The 22,910-nt window shown below is 65.8% G+C and carries 24 protein-coding genes; 18 read left to right on the top strand and 6 right to left on the bottom strand.

Annotated features, from left to right (window positions below; translation table 11 throughout):
* Positions 1–85 precede the first annotated feature (85 nt).
* Together dapA and smpB are read left to right on the top strand one after the other, a co-directional pair.
* Positions 86–970, top strand: a complete 885-nt coding sequence (gene dapA / locus KZX42_RS02050) for a 4-hydroxy-tetrahydrodipicolinate synthase (protein WP_248116603.1) — start codon at positions 86–88, stop codon at positions 968–970.
* Entirely contained in the window at positions 970–1,440 is a 471-nt protein-coding gene (smpB, locus tag KZX42_RS02045) for an SsrA-binding protein SmpB (protein WP_248116602.1), read from the top strand. The genes dapA and smpB overlap by 1 nt, the downstream gene beginning before the upstream one ends.
* 10 nt (positions 1,441–1,450) lie before the next feature.
* On the opposite strand, the gene KZX42_RS02040 is transcribed toward smpB, so the two are convergent.
* Both KZX42_RS02040 and KZX42_RS02035 read right to left on the bottom strand, forming a co-directional pair.
* Positions 1,451–2,089, bottom strand: coding sequence for a uracil-DNA glycosylase (locus tag KZX42_RS02040; protein WP_248116600.1), 639 nt, complete (start codon positions 2,087–2,089; stop codon positions 1,451–1,453).
* On the bottom strand, positions 2,086–2,622 hold the full coding sequence (locus KZX42_RS02035; RefSeq protein ID WP_248116597.1) for an NYN domain-containing protein: 537 nt from the start codon (positions 2,620–2,622) through the stop codon (positions 2,086–2,088). Before KZX42_RS02035 ends, KZX42_RS02040 begins: the two co-directional genes overlap by 4 nt.
* On the opposite strand from KZX42_RS02035, the gene folK reads away from it, so the two are divergent.
* The 11 genes from folK to KZX42_RS01980 all read left to right on the top strand — a co-directional run bounded on the left by folK (position 2,621) and on the right by KZX42_RS01980 (position 12,484).
* Entirely contained in the window at positions 2,621–3,202 is a 582-nt protein-coding gene (folK, locus tag KZX42_RS02030; protein WP_248116595.1) for a 2-amino-4-hydroxy-6-hydroxymethyldihydropteridine diphosphokinase, read from the top strand. The genes KZX42_RS02035 and folK overlap by 2 nt on opposite strands.
* A 101-nt stretch (positions 3,203–3,303) precedes the next feature.
* The gene (gene rpoZ / locus KZX42_RS02025) at positions 3,304–3,663 is read left to right on the top strand and encodes a DNA-directed RNA polymerase subunit omega (RefSeq protein ID WP_054765722.1); all 360 of its coding nucleotides are present in this window, start codon (positions 3,304–3,306) and stop codon (positions 3,661–3,663) included.
* Between the two features lie 119 nt (positions 3,664–3,782).
* A complete protein-coding gene (locus tag KZX42_RS02020; RefSeq protein ID WP_282438746.1) occupies positions 3,783–5,957 on the top strand; it encodes a bifunctional (p)ppGpp synthetase/guanosine-3',5'-bis(diphosphate) 3'-pyrophosphohydrolase in 2,175 nt (724 codons plus the stop codon).
* Positions 5,954–6,712 (top strand): TIGR00730 family Rossman fold protein, encoded by a 759-nt coding sequence (locus KZX42_RS02015; RefSeq protein ID WP_248116593.1) that lies wholly within the window; start codon positions 5,954–5,956, stop codon positions 6,710–6,712. Before KZX42_RS02020 ends, KZX42_RS02015 begins: the two co-directional genes overlap by 4 nt.
* 50 nt (positions 6,713–6,762) lie before the next feature.
* Positions 6,763–7,347, top strand: coding sequence for an orotate phosphoribosyltransferase (gene pyrE / locus KZX42_RS02010; protein WP_248116591.1), 585 nt, complete (start codon positions 6,763–6,765; stop codon positions 7,345–7,347).
* A gap of 144 nt (positions 7,348–7,491) precedes the next feature.
* On the top strand, positions 7,492–8,229 hold the full coding sequence (locus KZX42_RS02005; RefSeq protein WP_248116589.1) for a pyridoxine 5'-phosphate synthase: 738 nt from the start codon (positions 7,492–7,494) through the stop codon (positions 8,227–8,229).
* Positions 8,226–8,627, top strand: a complete 402-nt coding sequence (gene acpS, locus KZX42_RS02000) for a holo-ACP synthase (RefSeq protein WP_248116587.1) — start codon at positions 8,226–8,228, stop codon at positions 8,625–8,627. Before KZX42_RS02005 ends, acpS begins: the two co-directional genes overlap by 4 nt.
* Before the next feature lie 55 nt (positions 8,628–8,682).
* On the top strand, positions 8,683–9,576 hold the full coding sequence (gene lepB, locus KZX42_RS01995; RefSeq protein ID WP_248116585.1) for a signal peptidase I: 894 nt from the start codon (positions 8,683–8,685) through the stop codon (positions 9,574–9,576).
* On the top strand, positions 9,576–10,286 hold the full coding sequence (gene rnc / locus KZX42_RS01990; RefSeq protein ID WP_248116583.1) for a ribonuclease III: 711 nt from the start codon (positions 9,576–9,578) through the stop codon (positions 10,284–10,286). Before lepB ends, rnc begins: the two co-directional genes overlap by 1 nt.
* Positions 10,283–11,230, top strand: a complete 948-nt coding sequence (gene era, locus KZX42_RS01985) for a GTPase Era (protein WP_248116580.1) — start codon at positions 10,283–10,285, stop codon at positions 11,228–11,230. The genes rnc and era overlap by 4 nt, the downstream gene beginning before the upstream one ends.
* A 15-nt stretch (positions 11,231–11,245) precedes the next feature.
* Positions 11,246–12,484 (top strand): serine hydrolase domain-containing protein, encoded by a 1,239-nt coding sequence (locus tag KZX42_RS01980; protein WP_248116579.1) that lies wholly within the window; start codon positions 11,246–11,248, stop codon positions 12,482–12,484.
* Here the strand turns inward: KZX42_RS01980 and KZX42_RS01975 are convergent.
* The gene (locus KZX42_RS01975; protein WP_248116577.1) at positions 12,481–13,995 is read right to left on the bottom strand and encodes an acetyl-CoA hydrolase/transferase family protein; all 1,515 of its coding nucleotides are present in this window, start codon (positions 13,993–13,995) and stop codon (positions 12,481–12,483) included. The genes KZX42_RS01980 and KZX42_RS01975 overlap by 4 nt on opposite strands.
* A gap of 173 nt (positions 13,996–14,168) precedes the next feature.
* Between KZX42_RS01975 and KZX42_RS01970 the strand changes: the two genes are divergently transcribed.
* The 3 genes from KZX42_RS01970 (at position 14,169) to recO (ending at position 16,110) form a co-directional block, all read left to right on the top strand.
* Positions 14,169–14,780 carry a flavodoxin family protein gene (locus KZX42_RS01970; protein ID WP_248116575.1) on the top strand — a complete coding sequence of 204 codons (612 nt, stop codon included), beginning with the start codon at positions 14,169–14,171 and terminating at the stop codon, positions 14,778–14,780.
* Positions 14,781–14,849: 69 nt separating this feature from the next.
* Entirely contained in the window at positions 14,850–15,332 is a 483-nt protein-coding gene (locus tag KZX42_RS01965; RefSeq protein ID WP_248116573.1) for a nuclear transport factor 2 family protein, read from the top strand.
* A 46-nt stretch (positions 15,333–15,378) separates the two neighbouring features.
* Positions 15,379–16,110: a DNA repair protein RecO gene (gene recO / locus KZX42_RS01960; RefSeq protein ID WP_248116572.1), complete on the top strand. Its 732-nt coding sequence runs from the start codon at positions 15,379–15,381 to the stop codon at positions 16,108–16,110.
* On the opposite strand, the gene KZX42_RS01955 is transcribed toward recO, so the two are convergent.
* Positions 16,107–17,837, bottom strand: coding sequence for a cytochrome c biogenesis protein DipZ (locus KZX42_RS01955; RefSeq protein WP_248116570.1), 1,731 nt, complete (start codon positions 17,835–17,837; stop codon positions 16,107–16,109). The genes recO and KZX42_RS01955 overlap by 4 nt on opposite strands.
* 134 nt (positions 17,838–17,971) lie before the next feature.
* Between KZX42_RS01955 and parC the strand changes: the two genes are divergently transcribed.
* The gene (parC, locus tag KZX42_RS01950) at positions 17,972–20,173 is read left to right on the top strand and encodes a DNA topoisomerase IV subunit A (protein ID WP_248116567.1); all 2,202 of its coding nucleotides are present in this window, start codon (positions 17,972–17,974) and stop codon (positions 20,171–20,173) included.
* A gap of 7 nt (positions 20,174–20,180) precedes the next feature.
* Here the strand turns inward: parC and KZX42_RS01945 are convergent, their stop codons facing one another.
* Both KZX42_RS01945 and KZX42_RS01940 read right to left on the bottom strand, forming a co-directional pair.
* Positions 20,181–20,927, bottom strand: a complete 747-nt coding sequence (locus KZX42_RS01945) for an arginyltransferase (RefSeq protein ID WP_248116565.1) — start codon at positions 20,925–20,927, stop codon at positions 20,181–20,183.
* Positions 20,928–21,035: 108 nt separating this feature from the next.
* Positions 21,036–21,932 carry a flagellar motor protein MotB gene (locus tag KZX42_RS01940; RefSeq protein ID WP_248116563.1) on the bottom strand — a complete coding sequence of 299 codons (897 nt, stop codon included), beginning with the start codon at positions 21,930–21,932 and terminating at the stop codon, positions 21,036–21,038.
* Positions 21,933–22,049: 117 nt separating this feature from the next.
* Here KZX42_RS01940 and KZX42_RS01935 point away from each other — a divergent pair, with 117 nt between their 5' ends.
* Positions 22,050–22,910 (top strand): NAD(P)-dependent oxidoreductase, encoded by an 861-nt coding sequence (locus KZX42_RS01935; RefSeq protein ID WP_248116561.1) that lies wholly within the window; start codon positions 22,050–22,052, stop codon positions 22,908–22,910.

Raw genomic sequence — 22,910 nt, 5'->3', positions numbered from 1 at the left:
CGCTGGCGACCTAACGTCCCGCGCTCATTGCAAAGGCGATGAACATCCGTCCATCGTCACTCCCCACGCAGGCCAGCTTAGTCTCATGAACGCCCCCTTGTTCAAGGGCGTGATCACCGCCCTGATCACACCACTTCGTGACGGAAACGTGGACGAAGCCGCATTCGCCAAACTGCTCGAGCGTCAGATCGCCGCAGGCGTTCACGGCGTCGTACCAATGGGCACCACAGGCGAGGGCGCCAGCATGGACCTGGACGAGCACAAGCACGTCATCGAACTGTGCGTGCGTCTCGTCGCCGGCCGGGTCAGCGTCATCGCCGGAACCGGATCGCCCTACACCAAGGAAGCCATCGACCTGACCCGTCACGCCAAGACGGTGGGCGCGGACGGGGCGCTGATCGTCACGCCCTATTACATCCGCCCGTCTCAGGCGGGCATGGCCGCTCATTTCGAGGCCGTCGCCGACGCGGTTCAACTGCCGATCCTGCTTTACAACGTGCCCGGACGGACGGGGTCAGACATGACCAACGAGACGGTGGCGCGTCTAGCCGCCCACCCCAACATCGTCGGCATCAAGGACGCCACGGGCGACATGAGCCGCGTCAGCTGGATGCGCGCCAATATCGCCGGCCAGTTCGATCTGATCTCCGGCGATGATCCCAGCTATCTGGGCTATCACGCGCATGGCGGCGTGGGGCTGATCTCCGTGGCGTCCAATGTGGCGCCCGAGGCCATGGTCGCGCTTCACAACGCCATGACGGCCGGCGACTACGCCACGGCGCGGGAATGGCAAGGCCGGTTGATCGGCCTGTGCAAGGCGCTGTTTTTGGACAATTCCCCGTCGCCGACCAAATACGCCTTGGCCAAGTTGGGGCTGTGCAATGAGGATGCGCGCCTGCCGCTTTCGCCGACGTCGGAAGCGGTCAAGCCGATCATCGACCGCGCCATGGCGGATGCGGGCGTCGGCTGATGGCGTCCGAAAAACCGAAAACCAAGGTTCTGGCGGAGAACCGCAGAGCCAGGTTCGACTATTTCCTGGAGGATTTCGTCGAGGCGGGAATCCAACTGCTGGGCACCGAGATCAAGGCGCTGCGCGATGGTCGGGCCAATATCGCCGAAAGCTATGTCTCGCCCGAGGGGCGCGATCTGGTGCTGATCAACGCTGACATCCCGCCCTATAAACAGGCCAATCGCTTCAACCACGAACCGCGTCGTCCGCGCCGGCTGCTGCTGCATCGCAAACAGATCGACCGGATGATCGGCGCCGTTCAGCGCGACGGCCAGACCATCATTCCGGTGCGGCTGTATCTGAACGAGGCGGGCAAGGCGAAGATCGAGATCGCCATGGCCAAGGGCAAGAAGCTGCACGACAAGCGGCAGGCCAGCGCGGATCGCGACTGGCAGCGCGACAAGGCCCGGCTGATGCGCGACAAGGGCTGATCCGCGAAGGTCAGCCCTCGATCAGAGTGCGAACGCGCGCGAAGATATCCTCGAACATCTCGGGCGTCAGCCGGCCTGTGTTCGTGTTCAATCGCGAACAGTGATAACTGTTCAGAATGATATAGCCGCCTGCTTCGCCCTGTGCCCCATGGCCCGCCGGCATGGCTGACGCCGGCCGTCCGAAGGCCTTCAGGATGTTGCGACGCGACACGTCGCCTAGGGTCACGATCACTTTCAGATTGGGCAGGAGCTTCAGCCGGTCGATCAGGAAGGGGCGGCAGTTGGTCTCTTCGATCGGCAGGGGCTTGTTGCCAGGCGGGGCGCAGCGCACGGCGTTGGTGATCATGCAATCCGTCAGCGTCAGGTCGTCGTGCCCGTTGGGATCGTAATGGCCGTGCGCGAACCCAGCCTTCTTCAGCGTGTCGTAAAGCAGCCAGCCGGCATGGTCTCCAGTGAAGGGGCGGCCGGTGCGGTTGGCGCCCGTTCGGCCCGGAGCCAGGCCCGCGATCAGCAGGCGCGCATTCGGATCACCGAAGGAGGCGGCCGGACCGTTCCACCAGTCGGGGTTCCGGCGCGCATTCTCCCGGCGGTATTCGACCAGGCGCGGGCACAGCGGGCAGTCGCGAGGCGGCTCGGGCGTCAGGCTCATTGCGCGGCCTTCGGGCGGCCGAACTCGGCCATCAGGTCGTTCAGGTCCAGGAAGGCGTCGGCCTGGCGACGCAACTCGTCGGCGATGTGCGGCGGCTGGGTCCTTTGGGTGGAGATCACCGTGACCCGCACCCCCTTGGCCTGAATCGCCTGAACCACGCGGCGGAAATCGCCGTCGCCGGAAAACAGCACGGCGTGGTCGATGTGCGGGGCCAACTCCAGCATGTCCACCGCGATCTCGATGTCCATATTGCCCTTGATCCGGCTGTGGCCGGCGCCGTCAGTGAAGCGTTTCACCGACTTGGTAACGACCGAAAACGCGTTGTAGTCCAGCCAGTCCACCAGCGGCTTCACCGGCGAGAACTCTTCGCCCTCGATTATGGCCGTGTAATAGTAGGCGCGGGTCAGGACGGATTTCTCGCGGAACCAGTCCAGCATTCGGCGAAAGTCCATGTCGTGCTGCAGCGCGCGAGCGGCGGAATAGAGATTGGACCCGTCGATGAAGATCGCCAGGCGGTCGGTGGAATGAAACATGGTTGAAGCCGACAAAAGAAATGAAGAAAATGACGCCCCGGCGAAGGCCCGCGCCGATGTGGGAATCGACGAGACGCTGAACCTGGATCAGGCAGTCATCGTTGCGCTGGGCTGCAATGACAAGGGGGCATGGGCCTCGTGCCGCGAAGCGCTGGAGGCGGCGCTGGCGCGGTTCCGCAGCGAGGGGATAGACATCGTCGCGCGTTCGAGTTGGTGGTCGTCCCTGGCCTGGCCCGACCCATCCGAACCGCCGTTCCTGAACGGGGTTGCGATTGTGCGCACCGCCCACGACCCGCATGCTCTGATGGCGACGCTGGGCCGGATCGAGGACGCGTTCGGCCGCCAGCGTTCGGTCCGCAACGCCCCGCGCACACTTGATCTGGACTTGATCGCTTATGGGCGGATGAGCGGCGATCTGGACGGGCTGATCCTTCCCCATCCCCGCGCAGCCGAACGAGGGTTCGTGATGGGGCCGATCGCAGAGATCGCGCCCGACTGGACGCATCCGACCGATGGAAGAAGGGCGCTTGATTTGGCCGGCACGGCTTCGGTCGGATCGGACGCGCGCCCCACGAGGTGAGCCGGGCAGGGCGGCTGCGCCCAACTTCCGCCCCTGTGGCGTTGCAAAAAGCAGTCTCCATCTGTATTTGACGCGGTTCTCCCCCGCGTTCGAGGAATTTCATGGCCCGCGTCACCGTCGAAGACTGCATCGAGAAGGTTCCGAACCGCTTTGGGCTGGTGCTGATGGCCGGCCACCGCGCTCGCAGCATCGCCAACGGCGCCGCACTGACCATCGACCGCGACAACGACAAGAACCCGGTCGTCGCCCTGCGCGAGATCGCCGACGACACCGTGGCGCCGGACGAACTGCGCGAGACCATCATCACCACGCTGCAGCGCGTCGATGAGCGGACGGAAGCCGAGGACGAGGCGGAAACGGTCGCCCTGCTGGCCGAACCGCAGCACATGAACATGGCCGAGGCCGAGCTGATCCGCGCGTTGCAAAGCGACCGCGACGGCGGCCAGGAGGAGCGGTACTGACGCCCGAGGGAGCCCCTGGCGTCACTATTCTGCCGGCGCGGACCGACGCGGTTCCGCCGGCGCCCCAAGCTGCAAACAAAAACGAACCCCAGACGGCGCCCGCCGATTCGGCTCCGAAGTTGAAACGCGCGCCTATTCTGCGTCAGTTCGAGCTGATCGAGGCCGTAAAGGCCTATGACCCAACCGCCGACGAAGCGCTGCTGAACCGCGCCTATGTCTATGCGATGAAAATGCACGGCTCGCAGTTGCGGGCCTCGGGCGATCCCTATTTCGCCCACCCGATCCAGGTCGCGGGCATACTGACAGACTACAAGCTCGACACCGCCACCATCGTCACCGCCCTGCTGCATGACGTGGTGGAGGACACCTCCGCGACGCGCGACGACATCGCCGGCATGTTCGGCGAAGAGGTCGCGGTCCTTGTTGAGGGCGTGACCAAGCTGTCGCGGCTGGAGCTTCAGGCCGAGCACACGCGCCAGGCCGAGAACCTGCGCAAATTCATCCTTGCCATCAGTCGGGACGTGCGGGTGCTGTTGGTCAAGCTGGCCGACCGCCTGCACAATATGCGCACGCTCCAGTACGTGAAGCCCGAGAAGCGCGAGCGGATCAGCCGCGAGACGCTGGAGGTCTACGCACCGTTGGGCCGGTCCATCGGCATCCACTCGATCGCGTCCGAGCTGGAAGAACTGGCGTTCACCCATCTGAACCCGACCGCCAAGACCGCCATCGAGCGGCGGCTGGAAGCGCTGAAGCTAGAGCATGGTCGCGCCATCGAAGGCGTGGCGGGCGAGGTCGAGCGAGTGCTGTCAGAGGCCGGGCTGAAGGCCAAGGTCTATGGCCGGCAGAAGACCCCCTATTCGATCTGGCGCAAGCTGCAGAGGAAGTCGGTCGGCTTCTCGTCGCTGTCCGACATTTATGGTTTCCGCGTCATCGTGGAGGCGGAAGACGACTGTTACCGCGCGCTGGGCGTCATCCACCGCGAATGGCCGATGGTGCCGGAACGGTTCAAGGACTTCATCTCCACGCCGAAGTCGAACAACTATCGCTCGCTGCACACCACGGTCGTTGGCCCGCGCGGCCTGCGGATCGAGATGCAGATTCGCACCGAGGAGATGGACCGCGTCGCCGAGGACGGGGTCGCCGCCCACTGGCGCTACAAAAACCAGTCCTATGGCTTCGACCGCGAGGCGATGGAGCAGGGCGGTGGTCGCGACCCGCTGCAGAACCTTCGCCATCTGGTTCAGGTCATCGAACACGGCGAAGGCGGCGAGGATTGGGTCGAACACGCCAAGCTGGAAATGTACCTGGATCAGGTGTTCGTCTTCACGCCGAAGGGGCAACTGGTCACCTTGCCGCGCGGGGGAATGCCGCTTGACTTCGCCTACGCCGTCCACACCGAGGTCGGGGACACCGCCGTTGGCGTCAAGGTCAACGGCGAGCTGAAGCCGATGCGCACGCCGCTGCAGAACGGCGACGTGGTCGAGATCATTCGCGGCTCCAAGCGTGAGGTGCCGGCCGACTGGCGCAGCCTGACCGTGACGGGCCGCGCCCGGTCCGCCATCCGTCGTCATATCCGCACCTCCGAGCGCGAGGAGTTCGTCAAGCTGGGCCGCGTCGCCCTGGACCAGACCCTGGCGCGCATCGACAAGTCGCTGGCCGACGTGTCGCTGAAGCCGGTGCTGGAAACCCTGGCCACGACCAGCGAGGACGATCTGTTCGAGGGGCTGGGGCGCGGGCGTCTTTCGCCGACCGCGACGGCCGAGATTCTGTTCCCCGCCCTGAAGGGACGACTGAAGGCCGGGCCGGAGAAGCAGCGGATCGAGGGCGACAAGGCGCGTCTGTTCGTGCGCGGCGGCGGTCTGACGCCCGGCGTGTCGGTCCATTTCGGCCAATGCTGCACCCCGGTGCCGGGTGACCGAATTGTGGGCATTCTGGAGCCGGAAGCCGGACTGACGGTGCATACCATCGACTGCCAGACCCTGGCGGCATTCGCCGACGACGATTCGGTCTGGCACGATCTGCAGTGGACGCCCCAGGCCGAGACGGATGCGGTCGCCGCCGCTCGCATCCGTGCGACGATTCGCAATGCGCCGGGCGTGCTGGGTCAGGTGACGACCCTGATCGGGGAGGCTGGCGGCAACATCATCAATCTGTCGATGGCGCACCGTCAGCAAGACTTCTTCGACGTGGACGTGGATGTCGAGGTCGAGGACGCCAAGCACGCGACCATGATCATCGCGGCGCTGCGCGCCAATCCGTCCGTGGATTCCGTGGAACGCGCGCGCGGCGAATGACCGAAACGACCAAGCCGAACGCCGCCCAGATGGCGTCGCCGTCCTATCGCATGGCGGCGATGGATCAGGATTTCTTGATGGGCGATTCCATGCGCGGCGTGCGGTTCCTGATGGAATACGCCAAGGCCGAGGAGGCGCTGAGGGCCTGGGGCGTGCGCTCCACCATCGTCGTCTTCGGCAGCGCCCGCATCCGCGAAGGCCATCGCTGGTACGAACAGGCGCGGGCCTTTGGGCGGCTGGCGTCCGAACGGGGCGGTGCGTTTCGGGGATCGATCGGCGAACCGCGCGACAATGTCATCGCCACCGGCGGCGGGCCGGGCATCATGGAGGCGGCCAATCGCGGGGCGCTCGAAGCTGGCGCACCCTCGGTCGGCTTCAACATCACCCTGCCGCACGAGCAGGAGCCGAACGCCTATTCGACGCCCGAACTGACCTTCCTATTTCACTATTTCGCGATGCGGAAGATGCATCTGGCGATGCGCGCCAATGCCCTGGTGGTGTTTCCGGGCGGATTCGGCACCTTCGACGAGATGTTTGAAATCCTGACCCTGCGCCAGACGGGCAAGGCGCCGCCGGTGCCCGTCGTTCTGGTGGACAAGGCCTATTGGACGTCGGTGATCGGTTTCGAGGCCCTGATCGAGCACGGGATGATCGCGGCCTCGGATATGGACCTGATCGGTTTCGCGGAAGACGCCGAGGGTGTCTGGGCGGAACTTCTGGCGCGCGGTCTGCGGCCGAACGAAAACATCGACTGAAGCGCAGCGGGTGGGTTCATCCGCGCGCGATCCGGGTCTAGAACGCCGTCATGAACACCCAAGACGTCCTCAACGAATTCCGCGACGCCGGCGCCCTGCGCGAAGGCCATTTCGTCCTATCCTCCGGCCTGCACAGCCCGGTCTTCCTGCAGAAGAACCTGGTCTTCATGGACGGCGCGCGCTGCGAGCGCCTGTGCAAGGCATTGGCCGAGAAGATCGTGGCCAAGGTCGGTCCGGTGGATGTCGCCATCTCACCGGCTGTGGGCGGCATCATTCCCGGTTATGAGACGGCCAAGCACTTGAAGGTTCGTTCGATGTATGTCGAGCGCGAAGGCGGCGCTTTCAAACTGCGTCGCGGCTTCTCGGTCGAGGCGGGCGAGAAGGTCGTCATGGTCGAGGACATCGTCACGACCGGCCTGTCCTCGCGCGAATGCATCGCGGCCATCCAGGCGGCCGGCGGCGAGGTCATCGCGGCGGCCTGTATCGTTGATCGCTCGGGCGGAAAGGCGGATGTGGGCGTGCCCCTGATCGCCCTGGCCTCGCTGGATGTACCGGCCTATCCCGCCCACGCCCTGCCGCCGGAACTGGCAGCGCTGCCGGTGGAAGATCCTGGCAGCCGGCGTTTGTCGAAGTGAAATCCTCTGTCCGCTCATTCCCGCGAAAGCCGGGACCCGGCACTTTGGGCGATGGGCGGAACTTAGACGCGCAGGCCGTCGGCAGGCGGACGGTGATACAAAAGAACTGGGTCCCGGCTTTCGTCGGGATGAGCGGGAATTGAGATGAACCAGCGCGTCCGCCTCGGCGTCAACATCGACCACGTCGCCACCGTACGGAACGCGCGCGGCGGGGCGCATCCCGATCCGGCCCGTGCGGCCGAGGCGGCGCTGGCCGCCGGCGCCGACGGCATCACCGCCCATCTGCGCGAAGATCGCCGCCATATCACCGACGCCGATATCGACGTGCTGAGCGCCCTGTGTGCCCGCGCGGGCAAGCCGTTGAACCTGGAGATGGCTGTGACGGATGAGATGCTGGCCATCGCGTTGCGTCACCGGCCGCACGCCGCCTGCCTGGTGCCCGAACGGCGCGAGGAGGTGACGACCGAGGGTGGACTGGCGGTCGCCGGTCAAGAGGCGCTTATCGCCCCCGTCGTGAAGACGCTGGCCGGGGCCGATATCCGGGTGTCCTTGTTCATCGAACCGTCCGAAGCTCAGGTCAAGGCCGCCGCCGCCGTCGGCGCCCAGGTGGTTGAGTTTCACACGGGCCGCTACTGCCATCTGACCGATCCCGGCGAACGCGAGGTGGAGTTCGAACGTCTCGCCGCCGCCGCCGCCCAGGCCGACATCCTGGGGCTTGAGGTCCATGCGGGGCATGGGCTGGATTACGACACGGCTCCGCGCATGCTGGCTATCCCGGAAATCCGCGAATTAAACATCGGCCATTTTCTGATCGGCGAATCGATCTTCATCGGTCTGGACGCCGCCATCCGCCGGATGCGCGCTGCGATGGACGCGGCATGATCATCGGGGTCGGCGCCGATCTTTCCGACATCCGCCGCATCCAGACGTCGTTGGATCGGTTCGGGGATCGCTTCAAGAACCGCTGCTTCACCGAGTTGGAACGTACGCGCTCGGACCGCAAACCGGACCCGGCCTGGAGCTACGCCAAACGGTTCGCCGCCAAGGAGGCTTGCGCAAAGGCCTTGGGCACGGGGATGCGGGCCGATGTCTATTGGCGCGACATGGGCGTGGTGAACCTGCGCTCGGGCCAGCCGACGATGGCGCTGACCGGCCATGCGGCCGAGCATCTGGCGCGTCTGACGCCGGCGGGGCACGAGGCGAAAATCCACCTGACGCTGAGCGACGAACATCCCTATGCACTGGCTTTCGTGGTGATCGAAGCCTTGCCGCAGTCGTAATCAGGTTATAGGCGTGCCCGATGACCGCGCGGACGCGGCGAGGATGCCTGATCGCATGAGCGAAGACCAAAAGCCCGACGACGCCAATCGCGACGCCACCCCCGAGGAACGTTTTGCGGCGTCGGAAGCCGACGCTCCGGTCAAGTCGGTTCAGGAGCCGACCACGGCGAACCAGAAGGTTTACGCCAACAAGCCCGGCCAACGCGGCAAAAAGGCGTCGGCCGCCAGCGAGACCGGCGAAATCTTCAAGACCATCGTCTTCGCCCTGCTGATCGCCATGGTGCTGCGGATATTCCTGTTCCAGCCCTTCACCATTCCGTCCGCCTCGATGGAGCCGAACCTGTACGAAGGCGACTATATCGTCGTGTCGAAATGGTCGTACGGCTTCTCAAAACACTCCATCCCATTCAGCCCGCCGCTGTTCGATGGTCGGATCATGGGCTCGGCGCCCAAGCGCGGCGATATCGTCGTGTTCAAACTGCCGCGCGACAACAAGACCGACTTCATCAAACGCGTTATCGGTCTGCCTGGCGACCGCATCCAGATGATCGCCAACAAGCTGTATATCAACGACAAGCCCGTTCAGGACGTGATCGTCAGCCGGACCGAGATCGAGGACATCTTCGGCCCGCGCCCGGTCACCGAGGTCCGCGAAACCCTGCCCGGGGGCAAGAGCTTCATGACCCAGGACTTCGGTCCCGGAAACGATCTGGACGACACCCTCGCGTATGAGGTGCCTGCCGGCCATTACTTCATGATGGGCGACAACCGCGACAACTCGATCGACAGCCGCGTCGAACAGTCCAGCGGCGTAGGCATGGTCCCGGCCGAGAACCTGGTCGGGAAGGCGCAGATCATCCTGTTCTCGTGGAAGCCCGGCTCCTCGCTGTGGAACCCCGTCAGCTGGTTCAACGTGCGTCTGGACCGGTTCTTCAACGTCCTGCACTGATGGCCAATCTGCGGGCCGAGGCGGTCGTCGCGCTTGAGCGCCGTATCGGCCATGCGTTCAAGGAAAAGGCGCTGCTGGAGCGCGCCCTGACCCACGCTAGTGTGGGTGAGGGGGCGCCGGCGGGCGTGCATGGCCCGCGCGACAACGAACGGCTGGAGTTCCTGGGCGACCGGGTGCTGGGGCTGCTGGTGGCCGAGCGGCTGTCCAGCGACTTTCCCACGGCCGACGAGGGCCAGTTGTCGTCCAGTCTGCACGCTCTGGTCGACAAGAACGCCTGCGCCCGCGTGGGCGAGGCCCTGGGCGTCGGCCTGGCGCTTAGGCTGTCGCCAGGCGAGACCAAGACCGGCGGACGTCGCAAGGCGGGCGTCATCGCCGATGCGGTCGAGGCCCTGTTGGCGGCGGTCTATCTGGACGGCGGCCTGGATGCGGCGCGCGTTTTCTTCGAACAGGCCTGGGCTGAGGAACTGTCGGCGCCGCCGTCCCGCACCGTGACCAATCCCAAGTCGGCCTTGCAGGAGTGGGCGCAAGGGCAGGGACGGCCGCTGCCGACCTATCGCGTGGCGGATCGGACGGGTTCGGATCATGCGCCGACATTCACCGTCGAAGTGACGGTGCAGGACGTGCAGCCCTTGACCGCGCAAGGGCGTTCGCGTCAGGAGGCGGAGAAGGCGGCCGCAATGGCCCTGCTCAAACGTGAAGGCGTCATTTGACCGATATCGAAAACCAGCGCGCAGGCTTTGCCGCCATCATCGGCGCGCCGAACGCCGGCAAGTCCACGCTGGTCAACCGGCTGACCGGGTCCAAGGTCTCCATCGTCACCCAGAAGGTGCAGACGACCCGCTTTCCCGTGCGCGGCATCGCCATGGAGGGCGACGCCCAGATCGTCATGGTGGACACGCCGGGCATCTTCACGCCGCGCCGTCGGCTGGACCGGGCCATGGTCGCCTCGGCCTGGGGCGGGGCGGAGGACGCCGATGTCGTGGTTCACCTGATCGACGCCCAGTCGCATATCGATTCCGAAGGGCGCGAGGGCACGGCGGCCGACCGCCGCTCGGCCGAGGACACCGAGACCATCATCGCCAATCTTCAGGCCACCCAGACCAAGGTCATCCTGGCGCTGAACAAGATCGACGGCATGCGCCGCGACACCCTGTTGGCCTTGTCGCAGAAACTGTTCGAGAGCGGCGTCTATGAAGAGGTCTATATGATCTCGGCCGCCAACGGCGACGGCGTCGAAGACCTTAAGCAGCGGTTGGCGCGCTCGATGCCGAAGGGCCCTTGGCTCTATCCCGAGGATCAGGCGGCGGACGTTCCGGTCCGCGTGCTGGCTGCGGAGATCACGCGCGAGAAGGTCTATCTTCGCGTCCACGAGGAATTGCCCTATTCGGCGGCGGTGGAGACGACCAGTTTCGAGGACCGCGCCGACGGCTCGGCCCGCATCGAACAAACGATCTATGTCGAGCGCGAGAGCCAGCGGCCCATCGTGCTGGGCAAGGGCGGTCAGACCTTGAAATGGATCGGCCAGAAGGCGCGCGAGGAGTTGAACGATATCCTGGGCCGCCAGGTCCATCTGTTCCTGACCGTCAAGGTCGATCCGAAATGGCAGGACAGCCGCGCCCTGTACGCCCAGTTCGGTTTGGATTTCGACGTCTGAGTTCCCGTGTTTGAAGTGCCGCGTACCGCCGGGGGGCATCCCCGGCTCGTTCTGGGCGTCCTCGGGGCGCTGATCCTTGGCGCGGCGATTTGGGCGGGCGTGGCCACGACCGTCGCGCCCAAAAGCGACACGGCCCTGATCGCTGAACGGGCAAACGCTCCGCCGCGTCCTCCCGTCATAGTCGTCCAGGACCTGCCGCAACTGACCGCCCGCCTTGATCGCGAAGCGGCGGCGGGGCGCTTCATGGGCGCGGTTTTGGTGGCCAAGGGCGACCGGGTGCTGTTCCGTCAGGTGTACGGCAAGGCGAACTACGAACTGGATCGGCCGCTGAAGCTGGAATCGCGATTCCGCCTGGCCTCGATCTCCAAGCAATTCACCGCAACAGCGATTCTGAAGCTTCAGGACGAAGGCCGTCTGAACGTCTCCGATCCGATCTGCAAATGGATTCAGCCGTGTCCGGCGGCGTGGCAGGCCGTCCGCATCGGCCATCTGCTGTCGCATACCTCGGGCATTCCAGACCTGATGGCGCGGCCGGGCTGGGGGATGCGTCGCACAACCCACGCCACGCTGGAGGACCTGACCGAGGATTCCAAGCGGTTCGGCCTTCAGTTCGAGCCGGGAACCGAGGTTCGATACGACAACGCCGGCTTCAACCTGGCCGCCGCGATTGTTGAAAAGGCCAGTGGGAAGCCGTTCCAGACCTATATGCGCGACGCCTTCTTCAAGCCGCTGGGTATGAAGGAGACCGGGCTGGATCTGGACGGCGGCGATCACGGCGTCATCATGGGATACGCCAACTTCCCTGGCGGCCTGGCGGCCCAGCCGAACGCTAACACCTCCATCGTGGCGGGGGCGGGCGCCGTCTATTCGACGCTGGACGACCTGCTGGTCTGGCAGCGGGCCCTGCATCGCGGATCGCTGCTGACGCCGGCCAGCTATCAGCAGATGCTGGCCGACCACGCGCCCGCCGACACCAAACCGAACGAGCGCAGCCATCCGCGCCGCGACTGGGGATATGGCATCTTCTCGAACCGTCTGGGCGATCAGGTTCGGCCCAGCTTCCAGGACCGCCAGATTTATCACACCGGCAGTTGGGGCGGGTTTCGCAACCTGATGCTCTATCAACCGGATCAGGACGTGACGGTGATTGTCCTGTCCAACAACTATCATCTGCGTGACCAGGTGTTCCTGATCGCGGAACAGGGCATGGCCGAGGCCCTCGGGCGTGACTTCCCGACGACCCTGGCGCGCTAGGTCGGTTTCATCGAGCCCGTCTCGATGAAGCGCTGGTGCCAGGACAGGGCCTCGTCCAACAGATGCGGAGACTGCAGGCCGTACGATCCCTTCAGCGCCCGGCCATAATAGTCGACCAAGGCGTCGCGATAGTCGGGGTGGGCGCAGTTGGCGATGATGACCCGGGCGCGCTGCTTGGGCGACAGGCCGCGCAGATCGGCCAGCCCCTGTTCGGTGACCAGAACCTGCACGTCCTGGGTGATGTGATCGACGTGGCTGGCCATGGGCACGATGGCGGAAATCTTGCCGCCCTTGGCCGTCGAGGGCGTCACGAAGCAGGAAATAAAGGCGTTGCGCGCGAAGTCGCCCGATCCGCCGATGCCGTTCTGGATGCGCGATCCCATCACCTGGGTCGAGTTGACGTTGCCATAGATGTCGGCCTCGATCAGTCCGTTCATGGCGATGCAGCCCAGGCGACGGATCAGCTCTGGGTGGTTCGAGATTTCCTGCGGGCGCAGGATGATCTTGCCCTGGAACTGGGCCATCCGACCGTTCAGATCGGCCGCCGCCTCGGGGCTGAGCGAAAATGCGGTCGCTGAGGCGACCGTCAGCTTGCCCGCGTCAAGCAGGTCGAGCATCCCGTCCTGGATGACTTCGGTATAGGCGGCCATCCGTTCGAACGGGCTGTCCATCAGGCCCGCCAGCACAGCATTGGCGACATTGCCGACGCCGGATTGCAGCGGCAGCAGGCCGGCGGGCAGGCGGCCGACCTTCACCTCGTGCTTCAGGAACTCGATCAGATGACCGGCGATGGCGCGCGCCGTGGCGTCGGGCGCGGCGAAGGGCAGGTTGCGGTCCGGCGCATCTGTCTCGACGATGGCGACGATCTTGTCGGGGTCGCAACGCAGGCTGGGCTGGCCGATCAGCTGGTCTGGCCGCGTCAGCGGAATAGGCACGCGGTCGGGCGGCAGGGCGGTGCCGTAGTAGATGTCGTGCATCCCCTCCAGCGCCGCGTTCTGCCAGCGGTTGACCTCCAGAATCACGCGGTCGGCGCGGTCCAACCATGTCTTGTTGTTGCCGATGGACGATGACGGCACCAGCGAGCCATCGTCGTTGATCGCCGACACCTCGATCACCGCCGTATCCAGCGCCCCCAGCACACCCTGCCAGACGGCAGGCGCCAGCTGGCTTAGGTGCATGTCGAGGTATTCCATCTGGCCCGCGTTGATCTTCTCGCGCGCTATGGGGTCGGAGTTATAGGGCAGTCGCAGCTCGATACCGTCGGCCTTGGCCAGGGCGCCGTCCAACTCCGGCCCTGTCGAGGCGCCGGTCCACAGATTCAGGCGAAAGGCGTCGCCGGCGGCGTGGGCGTCCTCGATCCGCCGGGCCAACTCGGGCGGTACGGCCTTGGGATAGCCCGATCCGGTGAAGCCGCTCATGCCGATGGTCGAGCCGGGAGAAATCAGGGCGGCGGCGTCGTGGGCCGACATGACCTTGGATTTGAGGGCCTGGTTGCGGATACGCGATGACATGGACGGCTGTGGGCTGCGGCCGGGGAGGGCCTGGGGCCGCCCGGTGCTAGTCGGGGCGACGGCGGTGATCCATTCGACCTTGGTCGAGACGACGCCCCCCGTCCATGATCTCGATCAAGGGGAACGCCGAATGCGGCCATCGGTTAGCTGGAGGCCCATCAAAGGACCCGCCGATGAAAGCCCTGATCCTGAACTGCACGCTGAAGCCGTCGCCTGAGACGTCCAGCACCGAGGCCCTGGCCCAGGTGGTGATCGACGAATTGAAGAAGGGCGGCGCGGACACGGATCTGGTCCGCCTGGTCGATCTGAACCTAAAGCCCGGCGTGAAGACTAATCAGGGCGAGGGCGATGACTGGCCTGCGGTCCACGAAAAGATAATGGCGGCCAATATCGTGGTGTTCGCCACGCCGACCTGGGTTGGCCAAATGTCCAGCGTCTGCATGCGCGCCCTGGAGCGGATGGACGCCCTGTTCGAGGAGACCGACGATAGCGGCCGGCCCGTCGCCTTCGGAAAGGTGGGCGGCATCGTGATCACGGGCAACGAGGACGGCGCCCACCACATCGTCGCCACCGTATCCCAGGCGCTGATCGACATGGGGTTCACCATGCCGGCGCAAAGCTGGACCTATTGGCACCTGGGGCCGGGACCGGGGCCGGACTATGTTGAGACGGACCAGGGCCACGACTACGCCGACCGTGTGGGCCGAAACGCCGCGCGCAATCTGCTGGCCCTGGCCAAGGTGCTGAAACCGGATACCTATCCCGTGCCGGAAAGCGCGGACTAAGCGCCCGATTGCGGCTTGCGGCAGGACGTCCGGGGCTGCACCGTCCCAAACCGACGAAGGGAGATCGCCATGTTCACCGCCTTGATCGCCGCCCTGGCCCTGTCGCAGTCCACGACAGCCGCCCCTACCGCCGAGGCGCAGGTGGCCTCGGTGCTGGATCGCCTGAACCAGGCTTCGTCCACCGCCGACGAAGCGACCTATTTCAACCTGTTCGCCCCAGACGCCCGCTTCGTCGGCACCGACGCCAGTGAGCATTGGACGATGGAGCAGTTCCGCGCCTTCGCCGAGCCGTGGTTCAAGCACGACAGCGCCTGGTCGTTTCCCGCTATGTCTCGCACCATCACCATCGCCCCGATCGACTGCCGCTGCATCGCCTGGTTCGAGGAGAAGCTGGCAAGCCCGTCCTATGGCGAGACGCGCGGCTCTGGCGTCATGCGCCTGACGGACGACGGGTGGAAGATCGAACAATATGTGCTCAGCATCGCAGTGCCTAACGACAAGGCCGATGCGGTCGTGGCCCTGATCAAGGGCGACGCGGCGCCCGCGCATTAGGGCGGAACGTATGGCCAACTTCGCGGGGCCGCGCTAAGTCGTGGCGATGGATTTCCACGAAGAGGCCTATATTCTGTCGGCCCGCGTCCACGGCGATACGGGCGCGGTTGTCGACCTGCTGACCGAGGGGCACGGAAGGCGTTCGGCCTATGTGGCGGGTGGCGCGTCGCGCAAGATGCGGCCCTTTCTGCAGGCAGGGGCGCGGGTGGTGGCGGACTACCGGGCGCGCACAGCGGACCATCTGGGCGCTGCGCGGCTGGAACCTGTGGGGGAGGGCCCCAGCGCCCTGTTCGACGACGCCCTGGCCCTGACAGGCCTGGCGGCCGCAGCCGGGGTGGCGCAGGGCGCCTTGCCGGAGCGCGAGCCGCATCCCGGCGTCTTCCTGGCGTTCGAGGCCTTGATGACGGCCTTCGCCCTGCCGGATGTCTGGCCCGCCATCTTCGTACGGTTCGAGGCCGGGCTGCTGGAGGATCTGGGTTTTGGTCTGGACCTGTCGAAATGTGCGGCGACCGGCACGGCGGATGACCTGATCTATGTCAGTCCCCGCACCGGCCGGGCGGTCAGCCGTGACGCCGGCGCTCCTTATGCCGACAAGATGCTGGCGCTGCCGCCCTTCATGCTGGGCGCGCAGGCGGGGTTGATCGAGGGCGATGTTCGGGCCGGGTTCGACCTGACCGGCCACTTCCTGGAGCAGTTCGTGTTCCACCCCCAGAACCGGCCTCTGCCGCCCGCCCGCGTCTGGATGCTGGACAAGTTGGCCGAGGCCGGCCGGCTTTAGCCGAAGGTGAAGGCGAAGACCTGAACGCCGGGGTCAAGGAACTCGATCTCGAAGGTGCGTTCGCGCACCGGCCCCGCCTGGCGGATCAACTGATAGAGCCTTTCACCCTGAATGCGGCCCAGGCCCTGGGCGTCGATGTCCGAACCGGCGTCGACGCCCAGGGCGGCGCCGTCGATGGTGACGCGGAATCGGGGCGTGGCGCCGGTCTGGCTGGGGCCCATGACCAGATGCAGGTCGCGCGCCTTGAACCGGAAAGCGACGCGACCGCCAGGGTTCTGCAGATCGGCGTGTTCGCGCGTGACCCGCCAGTCGCCCACCAGGCTCCAGTCGTTCAGTTGCAACGGCGCGCCCGCATAGGTCTTGACGATGTCGCGGCCCAGGCCGCCGGGCGAGCGGAAGTTTTCGGCGCGGGCATAACCGACATAGGTTTCGGGCGAGCCGACCTGTCCCATGTCGGCGGCCGCTTCGGCCCCGCTGGCCTGAACCCTGACCACATCATTGGCGACACCGGCCGCGCCGGCCTCCTTCAGCAGTTGCTGGATGACGCGCTCGGATCCGGCGTAGTCGCCTTCGCCGAAGTGATGGTGGCGAATCTGGCCCTTGGCGTCGATGAAATAGTGGGCGGGCCAATACTGGTTCCTGAACGCGCGCCAGACGGCGAAATCATTGTCCATCGCCACCGGATAGGCGATGCCCAGCCGCCGAATGTTCTGACGCACATTCGCCTCGGACTTCTCGAAGGCGAACTCGGGCGTATGGACGCCGATCACCACCAGCCCCTGATCCTTGTACTTCTCGGCCCAGGCGCGGACGTAGGGGATGGAGCGGATGCAATTGATGCAGGAGTAGGTCCAGAAATCGACCACCACCACCTTGCCGCGCAACTGCTCGGTCGTCAGCGGCGGGGTGTTGATCCAGGTCGTGGCGCCGGTCAGCGGCGGCATCACGCCCTCGACCGGCAGATCGGCCAGGTTCGTCGGCGCGGCGTTCGTCGGCATCCCACGACCGATCCCGCCCAGCAGCGCCTGTTCGATCCGGCCCGTGCTGCCAACCGAAATACGGGTCAGCAAGCCGGTGTCGGCTCCCAGGCCGATCACGACAACGCCGATCATGACCAGAACACCCAGGCCCCGGCGCACCCATTCGCCAACGCCCAGCGCGCCCTTCATAGCCTTGAACACCCGCCCCCCGACCAGCAGGGCCAGGGCCAGCGACGTCGCTGCCCCCGCTGCATAGGCCAGCAGCAGGACCGTCGTGCCCACGCCCGCGCCCTGAAGCGCTGCGCCGGTCAGGATCAATCCCAGGATCGGACCCGCGCACGGCGCCCACAGCAGCCCCGTGGCCACGCCCAGCAACAGGGAGGCCCGCACGTCGCCCTGGTCTCCGCCATGCCGCTCGGCCTTGTCCGTCAGCCAGGACCCCGCCGCCACGAACGGGCGCGTCAGCCGATCACCCAGGGCGGGGAATAACAGGCTGAGGCCCAGTACGCCCATGACGGCCAGGGCGATCCAGCGCCCGACCGCATTGGCCCGCACAGCCCAGCCGCCGCCCAGGGCCGCCAGGGTGGCGACCCCGGCGAAGGTGACGGCCATGCCGACAAGCAGCGGAAAGCCGTTTCTCAAGAACGGCCGGCCCGCCCGAGCGAACACGAACGGCAGAACGGGCAGGATGCAGGGGCTGACGATGGTCAGAACACCGGCGAGATAGGACAGCAGGAACAGGATCATCGGACGGCCTGACGCAGAGTGTGTGACTTCATACGAACGGCGCAGACTTTCGGTCACCCTCCGCGTCGGCTTATCCCCCAAACTGCGGCCGGGCGGGCTAGACTTATCGCTTCCGATCCCCGATTCGCAGAGCCATGACGATCCACGCCCCGCCGCCGGAAGGCGGCCGCATCATCGACGAGCCGATGGAGACGGCGCTCAGCCGCCGCTATTTGGCCTACGCCCTGTCGACCATCACCAACCGCGCCCTGCCTGACGTGCGCGATGGCTTCAAGCCTGTGCACCGGCGCATCCTGTACGCCATGCACCAGATGCGGCTGAACCCGCAGGCTGCGGCGCGCAAATGCGCCAAGGTCGTGGGTGAGGTCATGGGCGGATACCACCCGCACGGCGACGCCTCGATCTATGAGGCCCTGGTGCGCCTGGCCCAGGATTTCGCCCAGCGGTATCCGCTGGTCGATGGTCAGGGCAACTTCGGCAATATCGACGGCGATAGCGCCGCGGCCATGCGCTATACCGAGTGCAAGCTGACGCCCGCCTCCGTGTTGCTGCTGGACGGCATCGATCAGGACGCCGTCGATTTCCGCCCGACCTATGACGATCAGGACGAAGAGCCGGTCGTCCTGCCGGCCGGATTCCCGAATCTGCTGGCCAATGGGTCATCCGGCATCGCGGTCGGCATGGCCACCTCGATCCCGCCGCACAATGTCGGCGAACTGATCGACGCCTGCCAGCTATTGCTGGAGCGGCCCGAGGCGACGACCGCCGAACTTGTGCAACTGGTTCCCGGTCCCGACTTCCCCACGGGCGGCGTGTCTGTTGAAGGCGCCGCCTCGATTCTGGACGCCTATGAGACGGGCCGGGGCGGGGTGCGACTGCGCGCCAAATGGGTCGAGGAGAAGCTGGATCGCGGCGCCTATCAGATCATCATCACCGAGATGCCCTATCAGGTGCAGAAGTCGCGCCTGATCGAGGCGTTGGCGGACCTGATCGAGCACAAGAAGGCGCCGCTGCTGGGCGATGTGCGCGACGAGTCGGCCGAAGACATCCGCCTGATCCTGGAGCCGAAGAACCGCACCATCGAGCCCGAGATGCTGATGGAAAGCCTGTTCAAACTGTCCGATCTGGAGGTCCGCTTCCCGATCAACATGAACGTGCTGGACGCCAGCGGCACGCCGCGCGTCATGGGGCTGAAGGATTGTCTGCGGGCCTTCCTGGATCACCGCCGCGAAGTGCTGAACCGCCGTTCGGAATGGCGGATCGCGCGGGTTGAGAAGCGGCTGCACCTGTTGGAAGGTCTGCGGATCGTCTTCCTGAATCTGGACGAGGTCATCCGCATCGTCCGCGAGGAAGAACAGCCCAAGGCCGTCCTGATCGCGCGGTTTGGTCTGACCGAGGTTCAGGCCGACTTCATCCTCGACACCCGGCTGCGTCAGTTGGCGCGTCTGGAAGAGATGACGATCGAAAAGGAATTCAAAGAACTGTCGGACGAACTGGCCAACCTGAAGGCGCTGACGTCGTCGGAAGGCAAGCAGTGGAAGGCGATTTCCAAGGAACTGGAGGCGGTTCGCAAGGCGCTGATTTCCCCGCGCCGGACCCTGATCGCCGACGCTGTGGATGCGTCCGCCTTTGTCGCTCCCGAGGCCTTCATCCCGCGCGAGGCCATCACCGTCATCCTGTCGGAACGCGGCTGGATTCGCGCCGCAAAGGGCAAGGTCGAGGATCCATCGGAACTGAAGTTCAAGGAAGGCGACCAACTGGCCTATCTGGTCCCGGCCTATACGACCGACAAACTGCTGGTCGGGGCCTCGGACGGGCGCATCTTCACGATCGGCGCCGACAAACTGGCGTCCGGTCGTGGGCATGGCGAGCCGCTGCGCCTGATGATCGATCTGGATGAGAAGGCCGAGATCATCGCCGTGTTGGCGCACCAGCCGGGCGCAAAATTGCTGATCGCGTCCAAGGCCGGTTACGGCTTCATCGCGCCGGAAGACGACACCCTGGCCCAGAAGCGGGGCGGCAAACAGGTTCTGAACGGCGAAATGCTGGCCATGCTGCGGGTGACGGGCGACCACATCGCCACCATCGGCGAGAATATCAAGACGCTGATCTTCCCCTTGGCGGAACTGCCCGAGATGGGCCGCGGCAAGGGTGTCAAGCTGCAGAACTTCAAACAAGGCGGTCTGGCCGATGTCGCGGTGTTCAGCGCCGAGCAGGGGCCGGAATGGGCGGACGGAGGCGGGCGTCGTCGCAATTGGCCTGACTGGAAAGACTGGCTGGGCAAACGCGCCGGCGCCGGTCGTCAGGGCCCGCGCGGCCTCAGGAAGTTCAGGTAGGCGGCCGTCAGGTCGCCTGATCCTCCAGCGGGGTCCAGCCCAGCTTGCCCAGCATCTCCATCGGGCGGAAGTCGGCCTTGTAGTCCATCTTGGCCGAGCCCCTGACCCAGTAGCCCAGATAGACATAGGGCAGGCCCACGATCGCGGCCTGGCGGACATGATCCAGGATGGCGAACCGTCCCAAGCTGCGCCGATCCATCGTCGGATCGTAGAAGCTGTACACCATCGACAGGCCGTCCTTCAGCAGGTCCGTCAGGGTCACGGCGACCAGATCGCCCGGCCCGCCATCGGTGGAGGGCAGGCGGTATTCGATCAGATGGGTGCGGACGGCCGTGTCCTCGACCATGGCGACATAGTCCAGCCAGCCCATGTCGCTCATGCCGCCGGTCGGGTGGCGGGTCGTCAGATAGCGACGCAGCAGTTGGAACTGCTCGGTGGTGGCCTCGGCCTCGACCAGGGCGCGCGACAGGTCCTCGTTGCGGGCCAGCACCTTGCGCTGCGACCGACTGAAGTCGAAGCGCGGTGCGGGCAGCCGCACAGAAACGCAGGCGTCGCAGGCCTCGCACGCCGGGCGATAGGCGATGTTCTGGCTGCGGCGAAATCCGGCCAGGGTCAGTTCGTCGTTGACGTGGGCGCCGTCGGAAAAGGGCAGGTTGGCGAACACCTTCCGCTCGGTCTTGCCGGGCAGATAGGGGCAGGGCGCCACCGAGGTCATGAAGAAGCGAAGCTGTCGTGTCGGAACGTGCTGGGTCACGGCCTCAGGTCCGCATCCGATCTTGCCGATTTTGCGACATCAGGCTCATGGCGCGATTTGCCGTCATTCGCGGGCCGGCTGCAAGCGTCGGCGTTGCAGCCGGGCGGGTCACAGCGAGGTGTCCGTGGGCAGGACGGGCGCCTCACGCAGCAGGACGATGGCGATCCGCCGGTTGCCGGCCAGGCTGGGGTCGTCGGGATAAAGCGGATCGGAACCCGCCTTGCCCGCCACCGAATAGATACGGTCGGCGTCGACCCCGGCCGATTGCAGCACCAGACGCGAGGCGTTGGCGCGTTGTGACGACAGGCTCCAGTCCGCCGGCGCGCTGGCGCGATTGGAGCCGGCCGTGGCGCTCGTGTGGCCGGTGATGGAGATGCGATTGGGCAGTTGATTGATGACCTTGGACACCGCTCGTAGCAGCACCTGGGCCCGTGCGTTGGGGCGGGCGGAGTTGTTGTCGAACATGGACCGACCTTCCTGATCGACCAGCTGGATGCGCAGGCCCTCCGGCGTCTGGTCCACGATCAGTTGTTTGGACAGTTCGGCCAGTTCCGGCATCGACTGCATGGCCTGACGCAGGGATTCGGCTGCGCTGGCGAATTCGGCCGCCTCGCGCTTCTGCATTTCGGCCTGGAGCGCGGCGTCGCTGGCCGAGGATAGGTTGGCGCTGGGTCCAGTCTGATCGGTCGCCGGCGCCTCGGGCGCCAGTTGCTGCAGCACGGATTGGGAGCCGGAACTCTTGGGGCCGTCGTCACCCAACGCCGTACCGCCCAGGATGCCGCCCGAGCCTGAGGTGGTCTCCGATACGCTGGCCGGTGCGAAATATTCGGCGATGCCCTTCTTCTGCTCGGGGTCGGTCGCGTTGATCAGCCACATCAGTAGGAAGAAGGCCATCATTGCGGTGACGAAGTCCGCATAGGCCACCTTCCACGCGCCGCCATGGTGGCCCCCGCCGGAGACCTTCTTGACCTTCTTGATGAGGATCGGACGATCGCTCACGGACATGGATATGCATCCCGAGGAGTGGTGTCCCATTCTGACCCGGCAAGGTTAACCGCGCGTTGACCTTGAACGCCGCCGCGACGCGGCCTAGTCCGACGCAAACGCTTTCAGGAGCCTGACATGAAGATCGCTTTCGCCGGCCTGGGCGTTATGGGCGCCCCCATGGCGCGTCATCTGGTTCAGGCGGGCTACGACGTGACCGGCTTCAATCGCACGCCCGCGAAGGCCCAGGCCTGGGCCGCCGCGACCGGCGGGCGGGCTGCGATGACCGTGGCCGAGGCGGTACGAGGCGTGGACCTGTTCGTCCTGTGCGTCGGCAATGACGACGATGTGCGCGCGGTTGTGACCGAGGCCGTGCCGCATTTGGCCGAGGGCGCCGTCATCGTCGACCACACGACCACGTCGGCCAAGTTGGCGCGCGAGATGGCCGATCTGGCGGCGGGGCAGGGGCGCCGCTTCGTGGACGCCCCCGTGTCGGGCGGTCAGGCCGGGGCTGAAAACGGCCAGCTCAGCGTCATGGCGGGCGGGGACGCCGAGGCTCTGGCTAGGGTGGAGCCCGCCCTGAACGCCTATTCCAAGGCGATCAAACACATGGGGCCGGCGGGATCGGGCCAACTGACCAAGATGGTCAACCAGATCGCCATCGCCGGCGTGGTCCAGGGCCTGGCCGAGGCGGTGCATTTCGCACAGGTCGCGGGTCTCGACACCGACGCCGCCTATGAGGCCGTGTCGAAGGGCGCGGCGCAGAGCTGGCAGATGGACAACCGCTGGAAGACGGCGGCTAGGGGCGAGTTCGAATTCGGTTTCGCCGTCGACTGGATGCGCAAGGATCTGGGTCTGGTGCTCGACGAGGCGCGGTCGAACGGCGCCAAACTGGCCCTGACGGCTCTGGTCGACCAGTTCTACGCCGAGGTGCAGGGCATCGGCGGAAATCGCTGGGACACTTCCAGCCTGGCGGCGCGGCTGCAGCCTCGCAACTGA

This window comes from Brevundimonas sp. EYE_349 (assembly GCF_023147505.1).
GTDB lineage: Bacteria > Pseudomonadota > Alphaproteobacteria > Caulobacterales > Caulobacteraceae > Brevundimonas.
This window is presented reverse-complemented; position numbering and strand designations above follow the sequence as displayed.

Excerpts from the sequence above, each read along its gene's own strand:
- dapA (WP_248116603.1), top strand. The coding sequence starts at position 86 with ATGAACGCCCCCTTGTTCAAGGGCGTGATCACCGCCCTGATCACACCA.
- smpB (WP_248116602.1), top strand. The coding sequence starts at position 970 with ATGGCGTCCGAAAAACCGAAAACCAAGGTTCTGGCGGAGAACCGCAGA.
- KZX42_RS02040 (WP_248116600.1), bottom strand. The coding sequence starts at position 2,089 with ATGAGCCTGACGCCCGAGCCGCCTCGCGACTGCCCGCTGTGCCCGCGC.
- folK (WP_248116595.1), top strand. The coding sequence starts at position 2,621 with ATGGTTGAAGCCGACAAAAGAAATGAAGAAAATGACGCCCCGGCGAAG.
- KZX42_RS02035 (WP_248116597.1), bottom strand. The coding sequence starts at position 2,622 with ATGTTTCATTCCACCGACCGCCTGGCGATCTTCATCGACGGGTCCAAT.
- rpoZ (WP_054765722.1), top strand. The coding sequence starts at position 3,304 with ATGGCCCGCGTCACCGTCGAAGACTGCATCGAGAAGGTTCCGAACCGC.
- KZX42_RS02015 (WP_248116593.1), top strand. The coding sequence starts at position 5,954 with ATGACCGAAACGACCAAGCCGAACGCCGCCCAGATGGCGTCGCCGTCC.
- pyrE (WP_248116591.1), top strand. The coding sequence starts at position 6,763 with ATGAACACCCAAGACGTCCTCAACGAATTCCGCGACGCCGGCGCCCTG.
- KZX42_RS02005 (WP_248116589.1), top strand. The coding sequence starts at position 7,492 with ATGAACCAGCGCGTCCGCCTCGGCGTCAACATCGACCACGTCGCCACC.
- acpS (WP_248116587.1), top strand. The coding sequence starts at position 8,226 with ATGATCATCGGGGTCGGCGCCGATCTTTCCGACATCCGCCGCATCCAG.
- lepB (WP_248116585.1), top strand. The coding sequence starts at position 8,683 with ATGAGCGAAGACCAAAAGCCCGACGACGCCAATCGCGACGCCACCCCC.
- rnc (WP_248116583.1), top strand. The coding sequence starts at position 9,576 with ATGGCCAATCTGCGGGCCGAGGCGGTCGTCGCGCTTGAGCGCCGTATC.
- KZX42_RS01975 (WP_248116577.1), bottom strand. The coding sequence starts at position 13,995 with ATGTCATCGCGTATCCGCAACCAGGCCCTCAAATCCAAGGTCATGTCG.
- KZX42_RS01970 (WP_248116575.1), top strand. The coding sequence starts at position 14,169 with ATGAAAGCCCTGATCCTGAACTGCACGCTGAAGCCGTCGCCTGAGACG.
- KZX42_RS01965 (WP_248116573.1), top strand. The coding sequence starts at position 14,850 with ATGTTCACCGCCTTGATCGCCGCCCTGGCCCTGTCGCAGTCCACGACA.
- recO (WP_248116572.1), top strand. The coding sequence starts at position 15,379 with ATGGATTTCCACGAAGAGGCCTATATTCTGTCGGCCCGCGTCCACGGC.
- KZX42_RS01955 (WP_248116570.1), bottom strand. The coding sequence starts at position 17,837 with ATGATCCTGTTCCTGCTGTCCTATCTCGCCGGTGTTCTGACCATCGTC.
- parC (WP_248116567.1), top strand. The coding sequence starts at position 17,972 with ATGACGATCCACGCCCCGCCGCCGGAAGGCGGCCGCATCATCGACGAG.
- KZX42_RS01940 (WP_248116563.1), bottom strand. The coding sequence starts at position 21,932 with ATGTCCGTGAGCGATCGTCCGATCCTCATCAAGAAGGTCAAGAAGGTC.
- KZX42_RS01935 (WP_248116561.1), top strand. The coding sequence starts at position 22,050 with ATGAAGATCGCTTTCGCCGGCCTGGGCGTTATGGGCGCCCCCATGGCG.